Source organism: Kribbella sp. CA-293567 (assembly GCF_027627575.1).
GTDB lineage: Bacteria > Actinomycetota > Actinomycetes > Propionibacteriales > Kribbellaceae > Kribbella.
Map to the genome: position 1 here is coordinate 5,022,853 of NZ_CP114065.1, position 19,262 is coordinate 5,042,114.

Annotated in this window: 17 protein-coding genes and 1 other RNA gene; 5 read left to right on the forward strand and 13 right to left on the reverse strand. The window is 69.0% G+C overall.

The features are described 5' to 3' along the window. Positions 1-8: 8 nt before the first annotated feature. Positions 9-149, forward strand: coding sequence for a hypothetical protein (locus tag OX958_RS22965; RefSeq protein ID WP_270131264.1), 141 nt, complete (start codon positions 9-11; stop codon positions 147-149). Here OX958_RS22965 and OX958_RS22970 read toward each other — a convergent pair. The 8 genes from OX958_RS22970 to OX958_RS23005 all read right to left on the reverse strand — a co-directional run bounded on the left by OX958_RS22970 (position 137) and on the right by OX958_RS23005 (position 11,440). Beyond that, positions 137-412 (reverse strand): GNAT family N-acetyltransferase, encoded by a 276-nt coding sequence (locus OX958_RS22970; protein WP_270131265.1) that lies wholly within the window; start codon positions 410-412, stop codon positions 137-139. The two genes, OX958_RS22965 and OX958_RS22970, sit on opposite strands and share 13 nt — an antisense overlap. After that, positions 413-1,186, reverse strand: coding sequence for a nucleotidyltransferase domain-containing protein (locus tag OX958_RS22975; RefSeq protein WP_270131266.1), 774 nt, complete (start codon positions 1,184-1,186; stop codon positions 413-415). Further along, positions 1,183-2,664, reverse strand: a complete 1,482-nt coding sequence (locus tag OX958_RS22980; protein ID WP_270131267.1) for a S10 family peptidase — start codon at positions 2,662-2,664, stop codon at positions 1,183-1,185. The genes OX958_RS22975 and OX958_RS22980 overlap by 4 nt, the downstream gene beginning before the upstream one ends. A gap of 50 nt (positions 2,665-2,714) precedes the next feature. After that, positions 2,715-3,860, reverse strand: coding sequence for a ThuA domain-containing protein (locus OX958_RS22985; protein WP_270131268.1), 1,146 nt, complete (start codon positions 3,858-3,860; stop codon positions 2,715-2,717). Positions 3,861-3,874: 14 nt separating this feature from the next. Next, the gene (locus OX958_RS22990) at positions 3,875-6,691 is read right to left on the reverse strand and encodes a carbohydrate-binding protein (protein ID WP_270131269.1); all 2,817 of its coding nucleotides are present in this window, start codon (positions 6,689-6,691) and stop codon (positions 3,875-3,877) included. An 11-nt stretch (positions 6,692-6,702) separates the two neighbouring features. After that, on the reverse strand, positions 6,703-9,564 hold the full coding sequence (locus OX958_RS22995) for a fascin domain-containing protein (RefSeq protein WP_270131270.1): 2,862 nt from the start codon (positions 9,562-9,564) through the stop codon (positions 6,703-6,705). A gap of 92 nt (positions 9,565-9,656) precedes the next feature. After that, positions 9,657-10,880, reverse strand: a complete 1,224-nt coding sequence (locus tag OX958_RS23000; protein WP_270131271.1) for an MFS transporter — start codon at positions 10,878-10,880, stop codon at positions 9,657-9,659. After that, positions 10,877-11,440, reverse strand: a complete 564-nt coding sequence (locus OX958_RS23005) for a winged helix-turn-helix domain-containing protein (RefSeq protein WP_270131272.1) — start codon at positions 11,438-11,440, stop codon at positions 10,877-10,879. Before OX958_RS23005 ends, OX958_RS23000 begins: the two co-directional genes overlap by 4 nt. A gap of 96 nt (positions 11,441-11,536) precedes the next feature. Here OX958_RS23005 and OX958_RS23010 point away from each other — a divergent pair, with 96 nt between their 5' ends. Next, complete coding sequence (locus OX958_RS23010) at positions 11,537-11,905, forward strand: DUF952 domain-containing protein (protein ID WP_270131273.1); 369 nt, start codon at positions 11,537-11,539, stop codon at positions 11,903-11,905. 7 nt (positions 11,906-11,912) lie between these two features. Further along, positions 11,913-12,316: RNase P RNA component class A (gene rnpB, locus OX958_RS23015), an RNA gene on the forward strand. Positions 12,317-12,349: 33 nt separating this feature from the next. Here rnpB and OX958_RS23020 read toward each other — a convergent pair. Then, a complete protein-coding gene (locus OX958_RS23020) occupies positions 12,350-13,465 on the reverse strand; it encodes an MFS transporter (RefSeq protein WP_270131274.1) in 1,116 nt (371 codons plus the stop codon). Between the two features lie 54 nt (positions 13,466-13,519). On the opposite strand from OX958_RS23020, the gene OX958_RS23025 reads away from it, so the two are divergent. After that, complete coding sequence (locus tag OX958_RS23025; protein WP_270131275.1) at positions 13,520-14,257, forward strand: AraC family transcriptional regulator; 738 nt, start codon at positions 13,520-13,522, stop codon at positions 14,255-14,257. Here the strand turns inward: OX958_RS23025 and OX958_RS23030 are convergent. After that, positions 14,254-14,736 (reverse strand): GNAT family N-acetyltransferase, encoded by a 483-nt coding sequence (locus OX958_RS23030; RefSeq protein ID WP_270131276.1) that lies wholly within the window; start codon positions 14,734-14,736, stop codon positions 14,254-14,256. The genes OX958_RS23025 and OX958_RS23030 overlap by 4 nt on opposite strands. 52 nt (positions 14,737-14,788) lie before the next feature. On the opposite strand from OX958_RS23030, the gene OX958_RS23035 reads away from it, so the two are divergent. Next, positions 14,789-15,355 (forward strand): TetR/AcrR family transcriptional regulator, encoded by a 567-nt coding sequence (locus tag OX958_RS23035; RefSeq protein WP_270131278.1) that lies wholly within the window; start codon positions 14,789-14,791, stop codon positions 15,353-15,355. Here OX958_RS23035 and OX958_RS23040 read toward each other — a convergent pair. The 3 genes from OX958_RS23040 to OX958_RS23050 are packed head-to-tail and all read right to left on the reverse strand — an operon-like array spanning position 15,344 to position 18,721. Further along, on the reverse strand, positions 15,344-16,780 hold the full coding sequence (locus OX958_RS23040) for an RNB domain-containing ribonuclease (RefSeq protein ID WP_270131279.1): 1,437 nt from the start codon (positions 16,778-16,780) through the stop codon (positions 15,344-15,346). The genes OX958_RS23035 and OX958_RS23040 overlap by 12 nt on opposite strands. A 55-nt stretch (positions 16,781-16,835) precedes the next feature. Next, positions 16,836-18,011 carry a bifunctional RNase H/acid phosphatase gene (locus OX958_RS23045; protein WP_270131281.1) on the reverse strand — a complete coding sequence of 392 codons (1,176 nt, stop codon included), beginning with the start codon at positions 18,009-18,011 and terminating at the stop codon, positions 16,836-16,838. Next, positions 18,008-18,721: a zinc ribbon domain-containing protein gene (locus OX958_RS23050; protein ID WP_270131283.1), complete on the reverse strand. Its 714-nt coding sequence runs from the start codon at positions 18,719-18,721 to the stop codon at positions 18,008-18,010. Before OX958_RS23050 ends, OX958_RS23045 begins: the two co-directional genes overlap by 4 nt. Positions 18,722-19,262: the final 541 nt, after the last annotated feature.

The window sequence follows — 19,262 nt, forward strand, 5'->3', positions numbered from 1 at the left end:
CTCGCGGTGTGCTGGCACTGTGCGAAGCCGAGAACTGGCCGACGAGTGTCGTCGCGCTCGACGGCGACCTGGTCACCGACACCGCCCAGGCCTTCTATGCCTCCTTCGACCACCGCACCAACGCCGGCTTCCGCATCTACCCCGGCTGAAACCCCAATGCTCCATAGAGCTCGAGTGCAGCGGTGTTGCCGGGGAGAACGTTCAACGCGTAGCGCCTGGCACCGTGCGCCAGGCACTCGGTGACCAGCGCGCGGGCGAGGCCTCGGCGGCGCCAGGCTGGTGCGGTGTACACCTCGATGATGAACGGGCAGTCCGGGGTATCCAGCCAGGGGGCACGGTCGACGACGAGGACGACGCCGGTCGGCGGCGCGCTCACCTGTACCGGTCCGGGTTCGCGGATGTAGAGCACCACCTACAGCTCCAGGGCTGTGGTGATCACCTTGCGGCCGTAGGGGACAGCGGCTTTGGCGTCGGCGATGGTGAAGGTTTCGGGTTTGCCGGCGCGGTGGTCGAGGCAGCGGTTGAGGAGATCGCACCACTCGGGGAAGGCGATCAGGGCGTGTTCGCCGGCGCGGGTCTTGGAGATGATGTTGCCGGTGGCAAGGAGTGCGTGCAGACGCGGTACGCCGAGTATCACCCAAGGCAGCAGCCAGTCGGCCACCGGCTCCTCGTCGGCAACCCCGGCGGTGTTCGTCTCCAGCTGGTCGAACTGCGAGGTCCAGTAGGTCTTGAGGTTGTCGCGGGTGAACGCTTCCAGTGCCTCCTGGTCGTCGTGCACGACCAGGTCGGACGCAGTACGGACGGCGAGCGCCTGGCGAGCCAGCTCCGACCACAGCACCGGCGACACCGGGCCACCGAGCGGCGCTTCCTTGAAGACTCCGTCGAGGGTGAAGACCACCGGCTTGCTCGGGTCGGGTGGCGCCGCGAGCTCGGCGGCGGTCAGGTAGGTGACGTCAAAAGCGGGGGCCAAGGGCAACTGCTCGTGCACGGACCGCGCCGCGGAGGCGTCCGGCAGCGGCGCGGCCACCACGACGACACCGTCGATATCGCTGTGTCCCGGCCGGAAGTCACCGAGCGGCACCGAGCCGGTGAGGTAGAGCCCGGTCACCTGCCCCGGCAGTGCCTCGTCGATCAGCTCCAGGTACCGCGCTGTGGTGGCGGCGACTTCCGGTCGGACTGGCGTCATCGGTTGGAGGCTCCCTTGATGAAAGCGGCCAGGTCCTTGGACTGCTGCCGCCGGGTCGGTTCGTGCACGTACATCATGTGACCCGCCGGGTAGTAGCAAAGTTCGATGTTGTCCCGGAGTTCCGCCGGGATCTGCAGCCGCGCGACCGTGTGCTCGGTGGCGAAGTACGGCGTCGCGCAGTCGTAGTGACCGGAGGCGACGTGCACCTTCAGGTGCGGGTTCGCGCGCATCGCCTCGGCCAGCTTGTCCGCGACCGTCACGTGGTTGTTCTCGAACTCCTTGAACGACCAGTCCCTGGCCGCCTGGCTGCTGAGGAACTCGTACGGCAGGTCGTTGTGGTAGCCGAGCTCCGCGTGCAGGTAGTGGTTCAGCGCCGCCGTGTACGGCCCGATGATCGCCCGGAAGGACGGATCGTCGGTAGAGGTCTCACCCGCGGCGTCCGCGTCCCAGCCGGTGAACCGGGCGTCCAGCCGGCCGGCCACCTGACGCCGCGCCCGCAGTACTTCGGCGAAGAACCGGGTGTGCTCGATCCGCAGGTTCACCCGGTCGATGTAGTCCTCCGACAACCCGGTCAGCCCGGCCAGCCGGCTGACCACCTCGGCCCGGTAGCCGGCCGGGATCCGGTTGCCCTGAGCAAGCGCATTGGGATACCGGCCGGCCGCGAACCGTTCCGCGTCGGCGAGCACCTCGTCGAGCTCCCGGTCCGGGATCAGCCCGTGGTAGTGCGCGGCCGCGGCGTACGACGGCAGGAAGAGCGTGAACGGCAGGTCGTTGCCGGGCGTGAAGTCGAGCGTGCTGAACTCCAGCACCGCCGAGATCAGCACGATCCCGTTCAGGTACATCCCGTACCGGTCCTGCAGATGCGCGGCCAGCCCGGCCGCGCGCGTCGTACCGTAGGACTCGCCCGCCAGGAACTTCGGCGACATCCAGCGTCCGTTGCGTGACGTCCACAACCGGATCACCTCGCCGACCGACTCCAGGTCGGCGGTGAACCCGTGGAACTCCCCCGGCTTCTCCCCCTCGACCGCGCGCGAGTAGCCGGTCGACACCGGGTCGATGAAGACCAGGTCGCTGTCCTTCAGCAGGGTCTCCGCGTTGTCGACCAGCCCGTACGGCGGCGGCGCGAGCTCGCCGGCGTCACCGGAGACCACCCGGCGCGGACCGAGCAGCCCGAGGTGCAGCCAGATGCTCGACGAGCCCGGCCCACCGTTGAAGGCGAACGTCACCGGACGGCTGCCCGGGTCGGCATCGTCGAGCGTGTACGCCGTCAGGAACACCTCGGCCTTCGGCACGTGCCCGTCGGACTTGCCGTCGGTGAAGACCTCTTTACGCAGCACCACCCGGCCGGTGGTCGCCGTGTACTCGAGCTTCCGCCGGCCGGCCGTGAGCGTGTGCTGCGTGCTGATCAGGTCGTCGACCGGAGTCACCTTCGCCGGCTTGGCCTCGACGGTCTCCGCGGTCTGCTCAGGGTTCGCCATGCGCGAGAACCTACCAGCGCCCGGAGCCGTCCTCCGGGCGCTGATCGGGGTCAGCCGACGGTGAAGGTGTCGATGTCGAACAAGGCGCCGGACCCACCACTGAACGTCAGGAACAGCGGACCGCTGCCCGAGCCGTTGAGCGTGGTGGAGACGGTCTGAAAGTTGTCCCAGCCGCCGGTCACCGGTACTGCGACCGTCCCGAGCACCGGCCCGGCCGCCGAGCCCGACCGGATCCGGATCGTGCCTCCGGCCCCACCCGACGAGATCCGCGCGCTGAAGCTCGTCTTGCCGGCCGTACTCACCTGCGAGTAGCCGGCCCAGTCACCGTTGTCGATGTATCCCAGCGTCTGCCCGCCGCTGGCGCCACCATGCCCGGCCACCTGTACGCCGGACTGCGACGTGAACGCCTCGCCCTCCACCGACGTCACCGGCGGAACCGATCCCGCACCGGCGGCGTACTGGATGCCGCCCAGCAGATGCTGCCGGAACGCCTGGTTGGAGTACGACTCGATGGTGTGCCCGAAGCCGGTGTAGAACGACCGTCCCGAACCCTGGGCGTGATACCAGGCGATCGGGTGATCGCCCATGTTGCCGCCGCTGTAGGTGGACTCGTCGAGGTTGATCAGCACCCGCACGTTCGGCCTGGGGTTGGTGCGGTAGTTGTACAGCTCGTCCGTGCGGACCCAGGTGGTGCCGAGGTGCGCCGTCGACGGATGCGCGCGGTCCTCGACCCTGGCGGTCACCTGCTGGATCGCGGGGTGACTGTGGAACCAAGCCCCGACCAACTGCCCGTACCAAGGCCAGTTGTACTCCGTGTCGGCGGCGGCGTGGACTCCGACGTAGCCGCCACCGCCGTTGATGTACGTCTCGAACGCCGTCTGCTGGGAGGCGTTCAGGATGTCGCCGGTGGTGCTCAGGAAGACGACCGCCTTGTAGGCGGCCAACTGCGAGGTGGTGAAGACATTGCTGTCCTCGGTGGCTGTCACGGTGAAGTTGTTCGCTGCCCCGAGGTCCCGGAGCGCCTGGATGCCGGCCGGGATGGAGTCGTGCCGGAACCCGGCGGTCTTGCTGAACACGAGCACTTGGTAGGGAGCGGCGGCGGCTGCCGAAGCGGTCGCGGGCCGTCCGACGACGACTCCTCCGACCAGCAGCAGCGCACCGGTCACCAGGGACTCACGACGCGTGAAAGTAGTCATAGTGGTTGTCCTGTTCAGCGAGAGACGGTGAAGGTGTCGATGTCGAAGAGCGCGCCGGTGGCCCCGGTGAAGCTCAGGAAGAGCGGGCCGGTGGCAGTGCCGGTCAGAGCGGTCGAGACGGTCTGGAAGTTCTCCCAGCCACCGGTCACCGGTACGGCGACCGACCCGAGCAGCAGGCCGGTCTGAGATCCGGCCCGCACCTGGATGGTGCCGCCCGCCCCGCCGGAGGAGACCCGGGCGCTGAACGACCGTGCACCGGCGGAGCTGACCTGGCTGTAGCCCGCCCAGTCACCGTTGTCGATGTAGCCCAGCGTCTGCCCACCACTGGCCCCCGCATGTGGAGCCACCTGTACGCCGGACTGCGCCGTGAACGCCTCGCCCTCCGCCGTCGTACCGGTCGAAACCGAGGTGACGAACGTGAAGGCGTCGAGGTCGAACAGGTTGCCCTGTCCCGTCGCCCCCTTGAAGACGAAGAACAACGTGGTGGTCCCGGCAGGCTTGTTGGTCAGGTTTGCCGACACGTCGACGAAGGTGTCCCAGCTTCCCGTCGGGGCAACCGTCATCGTGCCCATCAGCGCACCGGTCGCGGAGCCGGCCCGGACCTCGATCGTGCCACCGATCCCACCGGACGAGACGCGCGCTCTGACCGAGGTCGCGTTGCCGACGGCGTACGGCTGGAAGGAGATCCAGTCGTTGTTGTCGACGAAACCGACCGTCTTGCCGCCCTCGGCGCTGCCGTGGTCGGCCAACTGAATTCCCGACTGGCCGCTGAAGTGCTCGCCCTGACGGTGCCGGGGCTGAAGCTTGCGCTGGGTATGCGTGGTGATTCCGCCGTTGTCGGTGTACTCCGCGTCGAACACGCCGTACACGTTCGCCGCGGGATCGTGCTCACCGTCGACCGGTACCGCGATCGATCCGCTGCAACCGTTCTTGGAGGTGATCTGGTGCTGGTGCGCGTCATGGCCGAGCAGGTAGGTCAGCTTCACCCTGCTGCAGTCGATCGTGCCGTCCTCGGGATCGGTCACGGTGATCTGGAACGGCACGGTGTCGCCGAACGAGAACAGCTGCCCGTCGGCCGGGGTCTGCAAGGTGACCGTCGGAGCCGTGTTGCCCACGCTGATCTGAACGTTGGCCGAACCGGTCAGCCCGGCCGGGTCGGTGACAGTCAGCGTCGCGGTGAAGTTGCCGGCCGTGTTGTAGGTGTACGACGGGTTGGCCTGCGTCGACGTCCCGCCGTCGCCGAAGGTCCAGCGGTAGGTCAGCGCCCCGCCTTCGGGGTCCGAGCTGCCCGCGGACGAGAACGCCACGGCCAGCGGACGGCCACCGGAGGTCGGCGTACCGGCTGCCTTGGCGATCGGGTTGCGGTTGGTGGCGCCCTTGTACTCGATCCGCCACAGTGCCTGGTTGTTGGCGCCGGTGCCGTAGTCGAGCACGTAGAGCGCGCCGTCCGGCCCGAAAGCCATGTCCATCACCTGCGTACCGGTCCACGGGAACGCGCCGATGTCGCCGACGCCACCGCTGCCGGTCACCTCGATGGCCTTGATCCACTGCCGGCCGAGCTCACCGGCGAAGTACCGGCCGTTCAGCGACTGCGGGAACTTGACCGCGGAGTTCAGGTTCGGGTCGAACCGGTAGACCGGGCCGCCCATCGGCGACTCCGAGCCGCCGCCGAACTCGGGCGGCGTTCCCGCGTCACCGCCGTACCGGATCCAGGACGGCTGCGCCGGTGGCAGCGTGGTCCGGCCGGTGTTGCGGAAGGAGTTGTTGGTGGGACCGCCCGCGCAGTTGTACTTCGCCGCCGAGGGGCCGCTGGGGAATTGGAACTCGTTGTAGGTCTCGCTGCTGGTGTTGGTGCCCGTGCAGTACGGCCAGCCGTAGTTGCCGGGGGCGGTGATCCGGTCGAACTCGACCTGTCCGTTCGGGCCGCGGTTCGGGTTGGTGACCCCGGCGTCGGGACCGTAGTCCCCGAGGTAGACGATGCCGGTCGGCTTGTCCACGGTCATCCGGAACGGGTTGCGGAAGCCCATCGCGTAGATCTCGGGCCTGGTCTGCGCGGTGCCGGGCGCGAACAGGTTGCCGCTCGGAACCGTGTAGGTGCCGTCCGGCTGAGGTTTGATCCGGAGCAGCTTGCCGCGCAGGTCGTTGGTGTTGCCGGAGCTGCGCTGCGCGTCGAACTGCGGGTTGCGGTTGGTGCGCTCGTCGATCGGGGTGTAGCTGTCGGACTGGAACGGGTTGCTGTCGTCCCCGGTGGTCAGGTAGAGGTTGCCTGCGGCATCGAAATCGAGGTCGCCGCCGACGTGACAGCACTGACCGCGATCGCTCGGCACCCGCAGGACGATCTTCTCGCCGGCCAGGTCGAGGGTGTTGTCGCTCTTCAGGGTGAACCGCGACAGGTAGAGCTCGCCCTTCCAGCGGTCCCAGTCGGCCTGGGTGCCCTCGGTCGGCGCGTCGCCCTCGGGGGTGGACAGGCGGGGTGAGTAGTAGAGGTACAGATAGCGGTTGGTCGCGAAGCCCGGATCGGCCGCGACGCCCTGCAGGCCCTCCTCGTCGTGGGTGTAGACGTTGAGCTTGCCGGCCACCGACGTCGTACCGGCCGGGTCGGTGATCCGTACTGTTCCGTCGCGCGCCGTGTGGACGACAGAGCGGTTCGGCAGGATCGCCAGCGACATCGCTTCGCCGAGCTCACCCCCGCCGCTCGCGAGCGACACCTGCTGGTAGTCGCCGGGTGGGATCGTCGATCCGGCTTCGGCCGGCAGTGGGCTCAAGCCAAGTGCCGCGGTCAGTGCGGCCGTGATCAGCAACGAGAGCCGCCGGGTACCTTTCTTCTGCATGGTCGTGCTCCTCAGTTGGTGATCAGGTCGAATTGTTCCCACGGGCCGATCACGTCTCTGTTCGCGATCAGTGGCGCGGCCCCGGCGTTCTCGGCGCAGACGAGCTTGCTGTTGATCTGGGCCCGGAAGCTGACCGAGCCGTCGCCGTTACGGATCAGCTGGAAGGTCTCCCAGGACCCGACCACCTGGTTCTTGGCCAGCAGCGGCCCGTCGCCCGCGTTGTCGGCGGCAACCAGCAGGTTGTTGGCCTTGGCGCGCAGCGACACGTTGCCGCCACCGAGCTCGGTGAGCTCGTACTGCTGGGCGGTGCCGTTCGTGGTGCTGTCCGCGATCAGCGGTGTGCCGGTGCCGGCGGTGACGTACTTGCCGTTGGCCTTGGCGCGCAGACTGATCGTGCCGCTGCCTGGTGTCTGCTTGGGCAGGCCGATCGTGGCCTTGTCCCAACGGCGCGCGGCCGTCGCCGGCGTACCGGTGAGGGCTTGGAACGGCTGGGCCGCGGCGCCGGTCTTCTCCACCAGGTAGGTCTTGCCGGACTGCGCCGGGATGGTGAAGGTGCCGTTGCTCTGCGGACCGACCACGGTGGCCCGGGTCTGACCGTCCAGCACCGTGACGCTCTGACCGGGCCACGGACTGCGTACGGCGAGTTGCTGGTCGGCGCCCGACGAGATGGCGACCGTGGCCGGGCTGCCGCCGGCGATCTGGACGTGCACCCTCGATCTGTGGCCAATGGCAACAGTTCCCTCGCCGGTCCAGTCGGACGGCCAAGATGGAGCGATTCGCAGTACGCCGTCGTAGTCGGTCGCCAGCGCCTCGGCAACCGTCGCCGCGAGCACTCCCGACTGCTCGATGTAGGGCTCGAAGGCCTGTTGGGCGGTGAAGCTCGCCATTCCGGACGGATAGACCTGGTACGACCTGATCGCCGCCAGCAGTGCGGTCTTCATCTCGCTCGCCATCCCGAGCCGGGCGGCGTGCAACGGGTCGTAGCTCCAGTCGTTGCCGTTGACATAGCTGCGGTGCGTGAAGGTCCGCCGGCCGAGCGCCGTCAGCGGGCCGGCGTCACCGATCAGGCTGAACGGCCAGACCGCTTCGAGCCCGATGTTCTCGCTGTTGTGCCGGGCCGCCGTCGGCTGGGCGGACAGCCCGATCATGGTGTTGCCACCGGCATCGGACGACGGAGTCAGCAGTTGGGTCTGCGTCGCCGTGTCGGTCCGCGGCAGTACCTGGATCTTCGGGATCGCCGAGTTCAGCTGGCTGACCAAGGCGGTATCGACGCCCAGGGTCTGCGCGGCTTTCACCGCGATCGGGAAGAAGGCCTGCATCGCCGCGATGTCGGTGGTCGGGTTGTCGACGCCCCACTGGGTCTCGTGCGCGTTCGACCAGGTGTGCAGCTTGCCGTCCGGTTTCGTGGTCGCGTGCGACAGCAGGAACTGCGCCGCGCCCTTGATCAGTGGGTAGTGCGCCTGCAGGAAGGCCCGGTCGTCGGTCATCCGGTAGTGCTCCCAGACCCACAACCCGATCTCCGCCCCGGTGGTGACCGTGAGCGAGTTGTACGTCGGCGCGATGGTCGAGTCGCAGGAGGCGTTGCTGGTCCCGCCGGCATAGGTGCCGTTGCCGTTGAACCGCATCGTCTCCGGCACGCAGAGCCCTTGCCGGCCGGGCATCTGGGTGCTCGTCCAGGACGCGATCGCCTCGAGATTGTCCTTGTACAGCCGGAACATCGGATCGTTGAGTCCGGGCAGACCGGCCGAGAGATTGGCCGCGACCTGCATCCGCAGGTTCCAGAACCAGTAGCCGGACGGATACCAGTCACGACGGTCCTGCGAGAACGTGAACAGGTCGGCGACCCCGGCCTGCGATCCGGGCAGCACTCCCCTGCTCTGGGCAGCACTCGCGTAGAGGAAGATCGTTCGCAGGTTCTCGACGTAGTCACCGGTGCCGTCGGCCGAGCTGATCTTGATCAGGCCGGCCTGACTCCAGTGGTTGTGCCACCACTGCAGATGCGCGCTCCGTACTTCGCTCGCCGGCCGCGTGGCCGCACCGTTCAGTACCGCCGTGGTGGTGGCGATCGGGTCGCCGCCGGTCCAGGTCGGCGCTGCGACGACGACGCGGAACGAGCCGTCGGCATTGGGCTGGAAGGCGACCTGCGCGGTCAAAGCGTTCGGAGTGGACCCGATGACATTGCGTCCGCCGGCCGTGACGCCGGCCAGCGATCCGAAGGTCCGGCCGGATGCACCGGCACCGCTGTTGTCCACCCAGGTCTCGGCCAGCGCGGCGACTGGGCCCGAGGCACGGGCGGTCGGCGTACGGCCGCTCCAGAGCTTCACCTGAGCGGTCTGCGTCGCGTTGGGATCGGCTCCGGTGACGTCGACCACCAATTGCTGGGTGTCGGCGCGGATGAACGCCGTGAGCGTCATGCCGCCGCCGCTTTGCCGCAGCATTCCGTCGTACAGGTCGAGGCGGCCGCTGAAGTCGGCGGCAGCGGCCATCCGGGACAGGCCGGGAATGACCACGTGCCCGAGTGATTTGCGGTCGGGGAACGTGTCGGTGCGGTTGAGCTGGGCGGTGAACCCGTCGGCCGACCACACCGCCGCACCGAGGGCGCCGTTGCCCAGGGGAAGCGATTCGGCCGGTGCCGAGTTGGGGCGGGCGAGCACGATGTCGGAGCGGCGGACGAGGTTCGGCCGGTCGACGACGAAGGAGCCGTTCTGCCAGGCCGTGGTTGCTGGTGCCGCTGAAGCGACGGGCCCACTGGTGGCCAGTGATCCGGCCAGCACCGCTGTCACCAGCAGCAGTCTGGGCAGAGCTCTGGACAGGTTTCGGGACCGGTACTTCGGGCGGTTTTTGGGCAGGGGGGATCGCAGGAGGGTGTTCATCGGATCTCTCCTGGAGATGGTGCGGACCTGCGACCTGGGGGCGGAGAGGATCACAGGTAGACATCGGATCTTTCTGCGATCACCCTCCGCTGTCAAGACCTCACTGGTTCCGGAACCACCAACCGCGCCACCGGGACGGCCAGCAGCGCCGCCGCGACCAGGAACGCGACGGCCGGACCGGTGACCACCGCGAGGTAGCCGAGGGCGACAGCGCCCACCGCACCCGCCAGCTGCAACAGAAGCGACTGGACCGACACGACCGTCGCTCGCTCGGCCGCCATGATCTGACTGTGCAGCAGCTGTCCCATCGGGCCGGCCGCGATCCCGAAGCCGACGAACATCAGCAAGTACGCGATCCCGGCCGCCAGGATCCCCGCGAATCCACTGACCGCACTCGCGGCCGCCATCGCCGCCAGGGCGATCACGCTGACGCAGTACCCGGCACGACCCACCGCGCGCGCCGAACCTAGCCGGCGCAGCAGCGGCATACTGACCGAACTTCCCAGGGCGTCCGCGGCAAAGCCCACCGCCGCCACCAGTCCGTAGGCGAGCACGCCCCGGTCAGCCGAACCCGCCAGCTCCGCCATCCACCCCGGCGTCAGCAGCTCGATGACCGCCAACGCGACGCCCATGCCCGCACTCACGAGCAGGATGCGGGTCAGCGCAAGGTTCCGTACCGCAAGCCGCACACCGCCCGCGATCACCGCCGGCACACCGCGAACGATGCTGCGCAAGGTCGAGGCCTCGTACTTCGCCTCAGGCATCGCCACCAGCGTGACGACCAGCCGCACCGCGTCGGCACCCGCGGCGATCAGCACCGGCACCGCGAGACTCACCCCCAGGCCGAACGGGATCAGTGCACCACCAACTGTCCCGACGGTCATCGCGACGGAGGCCGCCATGACGCCCAGGGACAACCCGTGCGTCAGCTCACCGGCCTCCTCAGCAGGCACCTGGTCGACGTACCAGGCTTCGATCGGACCGCTGCCCAGGGCGCGAGCCAGACCACGCAGTACGCCGGAGAGGACCAGCAGCCACAGCGACTCGGCCAAGCCGAGCAGCAGCAAGCCGGCCAGGCTGGCTGCGGCCGACGCGATCATCATCGGCCGGCGACCGACGACGTCGGCGAGACCACCGGTCGGCAACTCGAGCAGCATGATGGTCGCGGAGTACGCCACGCCCAGAGCGGCCACCGTCGGCAGCCCGATCCCGTGCTCCAGCAGGAGCAGAACCATGACCGGGATGTAGAGCCCGGTCGGCAGCCAGGTCAGGAAGCTGATCAGCGCATAGCGGCGGCGGGCCGCCTGGCCCGTCATGACGGTTCCGGGCGCGGGAACGCGCTGACCACGACGGACACCCGGCGCGCGGCCGGATCGCCGGCATCCGCGGCCTTCAACTCTTCGAGGTGAGAGTAGAACCGCTCCCAGAGTTGGTTGACGGACTCCGGAGTGAGCCTGACCAGCTGGTCGCCGATACCGGCCGCGTCGATCCACTCCGCCGGCAGGCTGTCCTGGAGCTGCTCGAACGACTCGACGTCGGACTGCAGGATCCCGGCCTGCTGGCGGCGCATCCAGTCCGCGGCTGTCCGGCCTTCGCTGGTCGCACCGACCTCGGTGTTCTTCCACGAGGTGGTCGAGTGCACCGCCTGCCAGTGCCGGGCCCGGGGGTGCCCCTCGACGGCAGCCTCCTCGACGAACCCGTACTGCGCGAGCTTGCGCAGGTGGTAGCTGGTCGCTCCCGTGTCGGTGGCGAACCGGCGGGCCAGCTCGGTCGCGGTCGCGGGACCGTCCTCCCGGAGCGCGGCCAGCATTCGCAGCCGCAGCGGGTGGGTCAGCGCCTTCAGTTCTTCGCCGTGGTGGACCTCGCGCTCGCTCATGCGGCTACCGTAGCTGATGCAGAATAGTTTCTGCAAAGAATATTCTGCATAACTGTCCTGCGCGGTTTGCGGCTCATCCGGCACTAGGTTTGGAGGATGGCTCTGATCATGCACCTGGCCTTCGCCGGCCAATGGGAAGCGGCCCAGCGGGCCGGCAGCTACCGGTGGTCGACCCGCGGCAAGTCGCTCGACGACGGCGCCGCCTTCATCCACTGCTCCCGCCCGGAGCAGGTGGCGCTGGTCGCCAACTCGTTCTACACCGACGTGACCGAGCCGCTGTGCCTGCTGGTCATCGACACCGAGCTCCTGGTATCGGCGCTGTGCGACGAGGATCTGGACGCGGTGGGCATCTCGTTCCCGCACCTCTACGGGCCGCTGAACCTGCACGCGGTGGTCGACGTCCGGCCGTACGAGCGGACCGCCGACGGCCGATACCCGGAAGTGAGCGCGCAGGCCCTATCCTGACAGTGAACGGGCCGGTCGGGCGATCGCGTCGTTCACCGGCAACGGTGGGCGCCGAGGAAAGTCCGGACTCCACAGGGCAACGTGGTGGGTAACGCCCACCCGGGGCAACCCGCGGGACAGTGCCACAGAGAACAGACCGCCAGCGGCCTGGATGGACCCCGTGGTTCATCAAGGTGCGGGTGAGGGTGAAACGGTGGTGTAAGAGACCACCAGCTCCGCAGGTGACTGCGGAGGCTAGGTAAACCCCACGTGGAGCAAGGCCAAGAAGGGCGACGGGCAACCGTCGTCCGCGCGAGCGCTCGAGGGCTGCCCGCCCGAGCTCGCGGGTAGGCTGCTAGAGGTGCCCGGCAACGGTCACCGTAGATAGATGATCGCCTATTACAGGATCCGGCTTACAGACCGGCCCGTTCACTCACCACGCTGTCGCGGCCACCATCTCCCGGCTCAGGCCGGTTCGGTGAGCCGGCGGGTGAGGAGACAGCCGAGAGCCGGCAGGATCGCCAGCGCGGCGAGCACGAACTGGAGCGAGGTCGCCTCGGCAGCTGCGGCCAGCGCCGGGGCCATCACCCCACCTGCACTGACGGCAAGCCCGAGTGTCACTCCGCTCGCGGTACCGACGCGCGTCGGCAGATAGTCCTGGCCGAGGGTGATGTGCAAGGAGAACGGCACGTAGAGGGCGATGGCACTCAACGCGACGAAGACGAAGAGCGCCGCGTTGGGGACCAGGGCGACACCTGCGAGCGCGAGCGCGGCGACGGCGTACGACCAGCGCATGGTGGTGATCCGGCCGAAGCGGGTGGCCAGGCGACCACCGAGCAAGGTGCCGATCACTCCCCCGCCGAACAGCACGAAGAGAGTCGTCGCGCTTGCTCCCGCGCTGAGCTGCAGCCGTTGGCCGACGTACAGGCTGAGGAAGGTGCTGAGGCCGACGTACGCGATCGAGCGAAGGACGATGATCGCCGTCAGCGTGCGGAAGGCGGGCCAGTCGTCGACTCCGACTCGTTGGGGGCGGAGTCGCGCCGCGCTGCCGGAGCGCAGCAGCGGCACGGTGATGGCAGCGCCGGCCACCGCGGGCAGGATGAGGAGTGGGGTCGCCGCCAGGCCGGAGTACGCGAGCAGCGGTCCGGCCGCCGGTGCGACCGCGAAACCGAGGTTGCCGCCGAGCGAGAACCAGCTCATGCCGACGTGACTGCCTCCGGTCACCGACCGCGCGGTACGGGCCGCCTGCGGGTGGTACGCCGCGACGCCGATGCCGGTCAGGGCGATCGCCGCGAGCGCGAACGGGTACGACGACGAGACGCCGATCAGCGCGACTCCGAGACCGGACGTGATCATGCTCGCCGGGATCAGCCACGGCATCGACCAGCGATCCGTCAGCAGACCGAAGACCGGCTGGACGACCGACGACAGCAGTGTCGCCGCGAGCACGAACCCGGAGACGGCCAGGTAGCCGTAACCTCGCTCGGCGACCAGGAACGGGACGAGCACCGGCACGATCCCCTGGTAGAGATCCACGCTGCCGTGGCCGGTGGACAGCAGGGCGGTCTGGAAGCGCTTCACTCGACCACTTTGGGCCCCTGGCGCGGTGTCCGGCTTCCGATAATCTGACACATCATGTCGATTCCCCGCCACGCCCCGATCGCGCCGACCGCTCTGCGCCGGCTCGCCCCCGGCGCGGAGATCGACGCACACCGCCACGACGACCACCAGATCGCGTACGCCGCCCGCGGCGTGCTCGCCGTGACCACGGATCGCGGCCACTGGATCGCCCCCGCCACCAGAGCGATCTGGGTGCCGGCCGGGACCGTCCACGAGCACCGCGCCCACGGTCCGACCGATCTGCACCTGGTCGGACTGCCGGCCGACCAGAACCCGGTCGGCCTGGACGCACCCGCGGTACTGGCCGTCGGACCGCTGCTCCGCGAGCTGATCATCGCCTACACCGCCGACCCGGCCGACGACAGCGCCGCCCGGGGCCGGATCCGCGGCGTACTGCTGGATCAGCTCGAGCGGTCGCCGCAGCAGCCGATCAGGTTGCCAGTGGCAACAGATTCCCGTCTCGCCGCGGTCTGCGAGATCCTGCACGCCGATCCCGCCGACGGGCGCGCGCTCTCCCGGCTCGGCGCGGACGTGGGAGCCGGCGAGCGAACGCTGTCCCGCCTCTTCCGGCAGGAGTTCGCGATGACCTTCCCGCAGTGGCGCACCCAGCTTCGACTGCACCACGCCCTGATCCTGCTGGCCGGCAACGAGCCGGTCACCACCGTCGCCTACCGCTGCGGCTGGTCGAGCCCCAGCGCCTTCATCGACGTCTTCCGCCGTACCTTCGGCCAGACGCCGGGCCGGCAGTTCTAGCTGAGCTTCAGCTCGTAGGTTTGGCTCAGCAGACCCGAGCCGAACAGGTCGTGCGGCTCCTCGCTCGTCAACTCGAAGCCGCGGGCCAGATAGATGTGGCGGGCGGCAACCAACGGGTCGTTGGTCCACAACACCATCCGCTGGTAGCCACGCTCCCGCGCGAACGCCAGACAGGTGTCGACGAGCCGCCCACCGAGGCCCTGGCCGCGGCTCGACGGTTCCAGCAGGAGCAACCGGAGCTTGGCCGTCACGTCGTCCGGTCCGCGCACGCAGAAGATGCTGCCGACGCGTTCGCCCTCGTGCTCGGCGATCCAGGCCGCCTCGCGGGACGGGTCGTGGTCCTTGCCGTAGTCGGCGACGATCTGGGCCACCAGCGCCTCGTAGTCCATCCCCCACCCGTACTCCGCGCCGTACAGCTCGCCGTGGGCCTGCACGACCCAGCCGAGATCGCCCGGCCGGTCGAGTCGCCTGATCTCCATCACCCTGCTCCGCTCTACTGACACGACTGTTTCAGTGAGCGATACTAGCCCGGTGGCCACCACGAAACCAGCCCCGTCCGCCCGGGAGACCGAACTGCTCGAGCGCGCCTACGCGTACTCACTGAGCCACGGACTGGCCGATCTCTCGCTGCGCCCGCTCGCGACGGCGATCGGTTCGAGTCCACGGGTGCTGCTGTTCCTGTTCGGCAGCAAGGACGGTTTGATCCGTGCTCTGCTCGCCCGCGCCCGCAGCGACGAGTTGGACCTGCTGCAGACGATCACCAGCCAGTACGACGAACCGCCGGGGCTGCAGGTGGTCGCAGAGGAGCTCTGGACCTGGCTGGCCGCCGAGGAACGCCGCCCGTTGATGAAACTCTGGGTGGAGGCCTATGGGCGGTCGCTGGTCGCGCCGGAGGGCCCCTGGGCGGATTTCGCCCGCTCGACGGTGGACGACTGGCTCGAGCTGCTGAGGTCCGTGCAGCGCGGCAGGGACAGCAAGGCCGCGCAGGCTCGGCGTACCGGAGTACTGGCGATCCTGCGCGGCGGGTTGCTCGATCTGCTGGCCACCGGGGACACCGCTCGCACTACCGCGGCGGTGCTGGCGGCGCTACGGGACTAGCTCGAAAGCCACCGTCCGCTTGGCGATGTCGGCCTCGGTGAGCTTGACGCGCACCGGCTGGCCGAGCGGCAGCTCCGCCGTACCGGTGACCCGGCCCTCGATCGCCACTGTGGACAACGCGACGATCCCGCGGGTCTGATCGCGATCGTCGACGTCGGTGATCACCCCTTCGAAGGTCGATCCGACCTGCTCGGCGACCAGACCGGCCTCGACCATGCTGACGATCGCCCGCTCGTAGGCATGCGCCTTGCGGGCAGACTCCTCCATGATCTTGGGGATCTCGTCCATCGACTCCCGGACCCACTGCGGCACCTCGGTGTCCGCGCACAACGCGACGCAGATCTCGCTGGTCCAGCGGTCCACCAGCCGGCGCAGCGGCGCGGTGCAGTGCGCGTACTCCGACTTCATCGCGGCGTGCTCCGGCTGAGCCGGCACCCCGCCCGAGAAGGCGGTGTAGCCGGCGCCGCGGAAGAGCACCGTGCAGGCCGCGAGCATCGCCGCGTGGGCCGGCACCTTGGGATCGAGGCCGTGGATGAACTCGGCGTACGACGTGCCGACCGGCCACGGGATGCCCAGCGCCTTGGCGGTGTTCTCCAGCTTGCGGCGCAGGTCGTCGTGCGACTCGGGCAGCGTGCGGAGGATGCCGATCTCGCCGTACATCATCAGGTGGGCCGCGGCCATCCCGGTGAGCAGCGAGATCTGCGCGTTCCAGCCCTCGACCGGCAGCGGCGCGCGGAACTCCAGCGACCACTCGCCGTCGCTGGTGACGACCTCCTGGTCGGGGATCGGCAGGTTGACGCCGCCGCGCTCGAGCTCGCGCTTCTCACGCAGCTTGCCGACCTCACGCAGCAACTGCAGCGACTCCGAGGCGGTGCCGGCGTCCAGATCCTTCTGTACGCCGGCGTAGCTCAACTTCGCGCGCGACTTCACCAGCGCGCGCTGGCAGGTCACATCGGTGCCCTCACCCGTCGCGTCGACGGCGATCGTCCACAGCAGCGCCGGCCGGACCTGGTCGGCCAGCAGAGAAGCCGCGCTCTCGGACAGCTCCGGCGGGTGCAGAGGGATGCGCTTGTCAGGCGCGTAGAGCGTCTCACCGCGCTTGCGTGCCTCGAGGTCGATCGGGTCGCCCGGCTGGACGAACGCGGCGACGTCGGCGATCGCGTAGTACACGGTGAAGCCGTCGCCGGCCCGTTCGATGTAGAGAGCCTGGTCGAGGTCCATCGAGTCCGGCGGATCGATGGTGACGAACTCGAGGTCGGTCCGGTCCAGCTCCGGCAACCGCGGGTTCTTCGCCGCGGCCAAGGCGGCCCGGACCACCTCGGCCGGGAACTCCGCCGGCACGTCGAGCTCTCGTCTGATCTCCTGCAACGAGGCCCGGAAGACCTCGGGAACCTCGTCGGCGAAATGCACCTTCTGCAACGGCACGCGCTACTCCGTCCATCCGCCAGGCACCCCGTCGTGCGTGGCCTCTGGGGTCAGACTAGTGCGTCGCCGCCGGTTGGACGTTGAAGGACTTCAGCGAGGCCAGGCCGTCGGCGTACCAGTGGATCTCGGTCAGCGTGGCGGGCGCCAGCTCCATCCGGAACAGCGAGTTCATCGGGGCCTGCAGCACCGACCGGACCATCAGCTTGATCGGGGTCACGTGGGTCACCACGAGCACCGTCTTGCCGGGGTACGCCGCGAGCAGCTTGTCGCGCGCCGACCGGGCCCGCCGGGCACACGCGTCGAACGACTCGCCACCGGGCGGCGCGACCGTGGTCGACTCCATCCAGGCGTTCAGTGCCTCCGGCCACTTCTGCTGCACCTCGGCGAAGGTGTGACCGTCCCAGTCACCGAACGAGCACTCCACCCAGCCCTTCTCGACCTTCACGTCGAGGCCGAGCGTCTCCGCGACCACCGCCGCGGTCTGCCGGGTCCGGGTCATCGGTGAGCTGACGATCGCGTCGATCCGGCCGCCCGCGATACTGCCTGCGATTCCGTCCGTGCCACGGCTGGCGAGGTGTCGCGCGGCCGCCGCTGCCTGCGCCTGCCCGATCTCGCTGAGCGCCGGGTCGTCCCCGCCCGAGCCGGAGAACCGCTTCTCGGCCGTGTGCGGCGTCTGGCCGTGCCGCAGAAAGATCAGCTGGGTCGGCGGCTCGATCTGCGCACCCCAACCCTGCATGGCCTTCTGCTGATCCGAAGGCTCAGCCGGTACGGCGGTCGCGGCCGGCCCGCTGGTTCCCTGGGGCGGCCGCAGCGGCACCGGCTTGCCGTCGAGCGCCATGTTGGCCAGCGCGTCGGCGGCGGCGTTCTGAGCGCGCGGCACCCAGGTCCACTCGGTACCGAACGGCGCGAGGGACTGCGCCTTGATCGCCAGCGGCTTCATGTCCGGGTGCTTGATCTTCCACCGCCCGGCCATCTGCTCGACCACCAGCTTGGAGTCCATCCGGACCTCGATACTGGCGTCCGGCGCGTACTCCCGGGCCAGCTCGAGCCCGGCGATCAGCCCGCTGTACTCCGCGACGTTGTTGGTCGCGACGCCGATGGTGACCCCTTTCTGGGCGATCACCTCACCGGTCGAGGGGTCACGCACCAGCGCGCCGTACGAGGCCGGCCCCGGGTTGCCCCGGGAGCCGCCGTCGGCTTCGACGATGACGTGCGACGGACCGCTGCTCACAGGGTGGTCTCCGGCGTCCGGACCAGAATCCGGCCGCACTCCTCGTGCCGCAGTACGACGGTCACCGGGGTGGTCTTGATCGCGCTCAGCTCCGACGGCGGCAGCTCCATCCGGCAGCCCATGCAGCGCTTGCCGACCAGCGGCGCGGCGCCGATGCCACCGTTGCGCTCCCGCAGCTTCTGGTACGTCGTGATCAGGTCGTCCGGCAGCTCGGCGGCCACCGTGGCCCGCTGGTCGCCGTACGTCGCGCGCTGCTCGTCGAGCTCCTTCAGCGCCTCGTCCCGGGTCGCCTCCAGCTCGGACTGCCGGCCGGTGAACGCGTCCGCACGGGTCTGCAGCTCGGCCTGCACCACCTCGGCCGCCTCCAGCCGCTCCATCACCTCGAGCTCGGCGTCCTCCAGAGCGGAGATCCGGCGATCGAGCGAGCCGATCTCGTGCTGCAGGTTCTCCAGATCACGCGGTGACGTGACCTGACCGGAGTCCATCCGCTGCTGATTGCGCGCCTTGCGCTGGCGCACCTGCTCGACATCGCTGTCGGCCTTCTTCTGCTCGCGCCTGAGATCACTGACCTCGGTGTCGGCGGTGACCAGCTCCCGGTCGACAACAGCCTTCTCCGTCGCCAGCTCGGCCAGCGCCGCGTGCTCCGGCAGCGACTTGCGCTTGTGCGCGACCTGATCCAGCTGCAGGTCGAGATCCTGCAGATCCAGCAACCGGTGTTGGACAGCGGGCTCGGCGTTCAGGGTCGGCTCCTTAGATCGCGTTCAGTTGTCAGCCGTACACCGGTCAGAGCCCCAAGGTCCTACGCCGGCACAGGCGTCGAGATGTGAGTGTCCACGGTACTGTGCCGCATCGCAACACGACCCCTAGAGGTCCCCGGTAGCTGTTCCCGGCGGGTTCGCTCGGTGTTGGTCGGGTTCGCCCGCGCCAGCACCTATGCACCTGGCTAGGCGCGGACAGCAGCATCACCGAGACTCTCCCCAGCACATGACGAGCCGACGGACGACCGCGCGCCACCTCAGCAGATACCCGACGGGCGCAGTACAAGGCACGAGGGCCAACCACCGCACCACCGGCCAGATGCCGACGGGCGAACGCACCGCTCAAGGCAAGAGGTCCGGCAGTACAACCCAGTAGGCATCCGAACAACCCCAGTAGGCATCCAACCGACGCAGCTCACCGCATTGCAGGCGCAACCGGCGCAACATCCCCAGCAGGCGCCCAACCGATGCAGCACATCCTGCAGACGCAGGA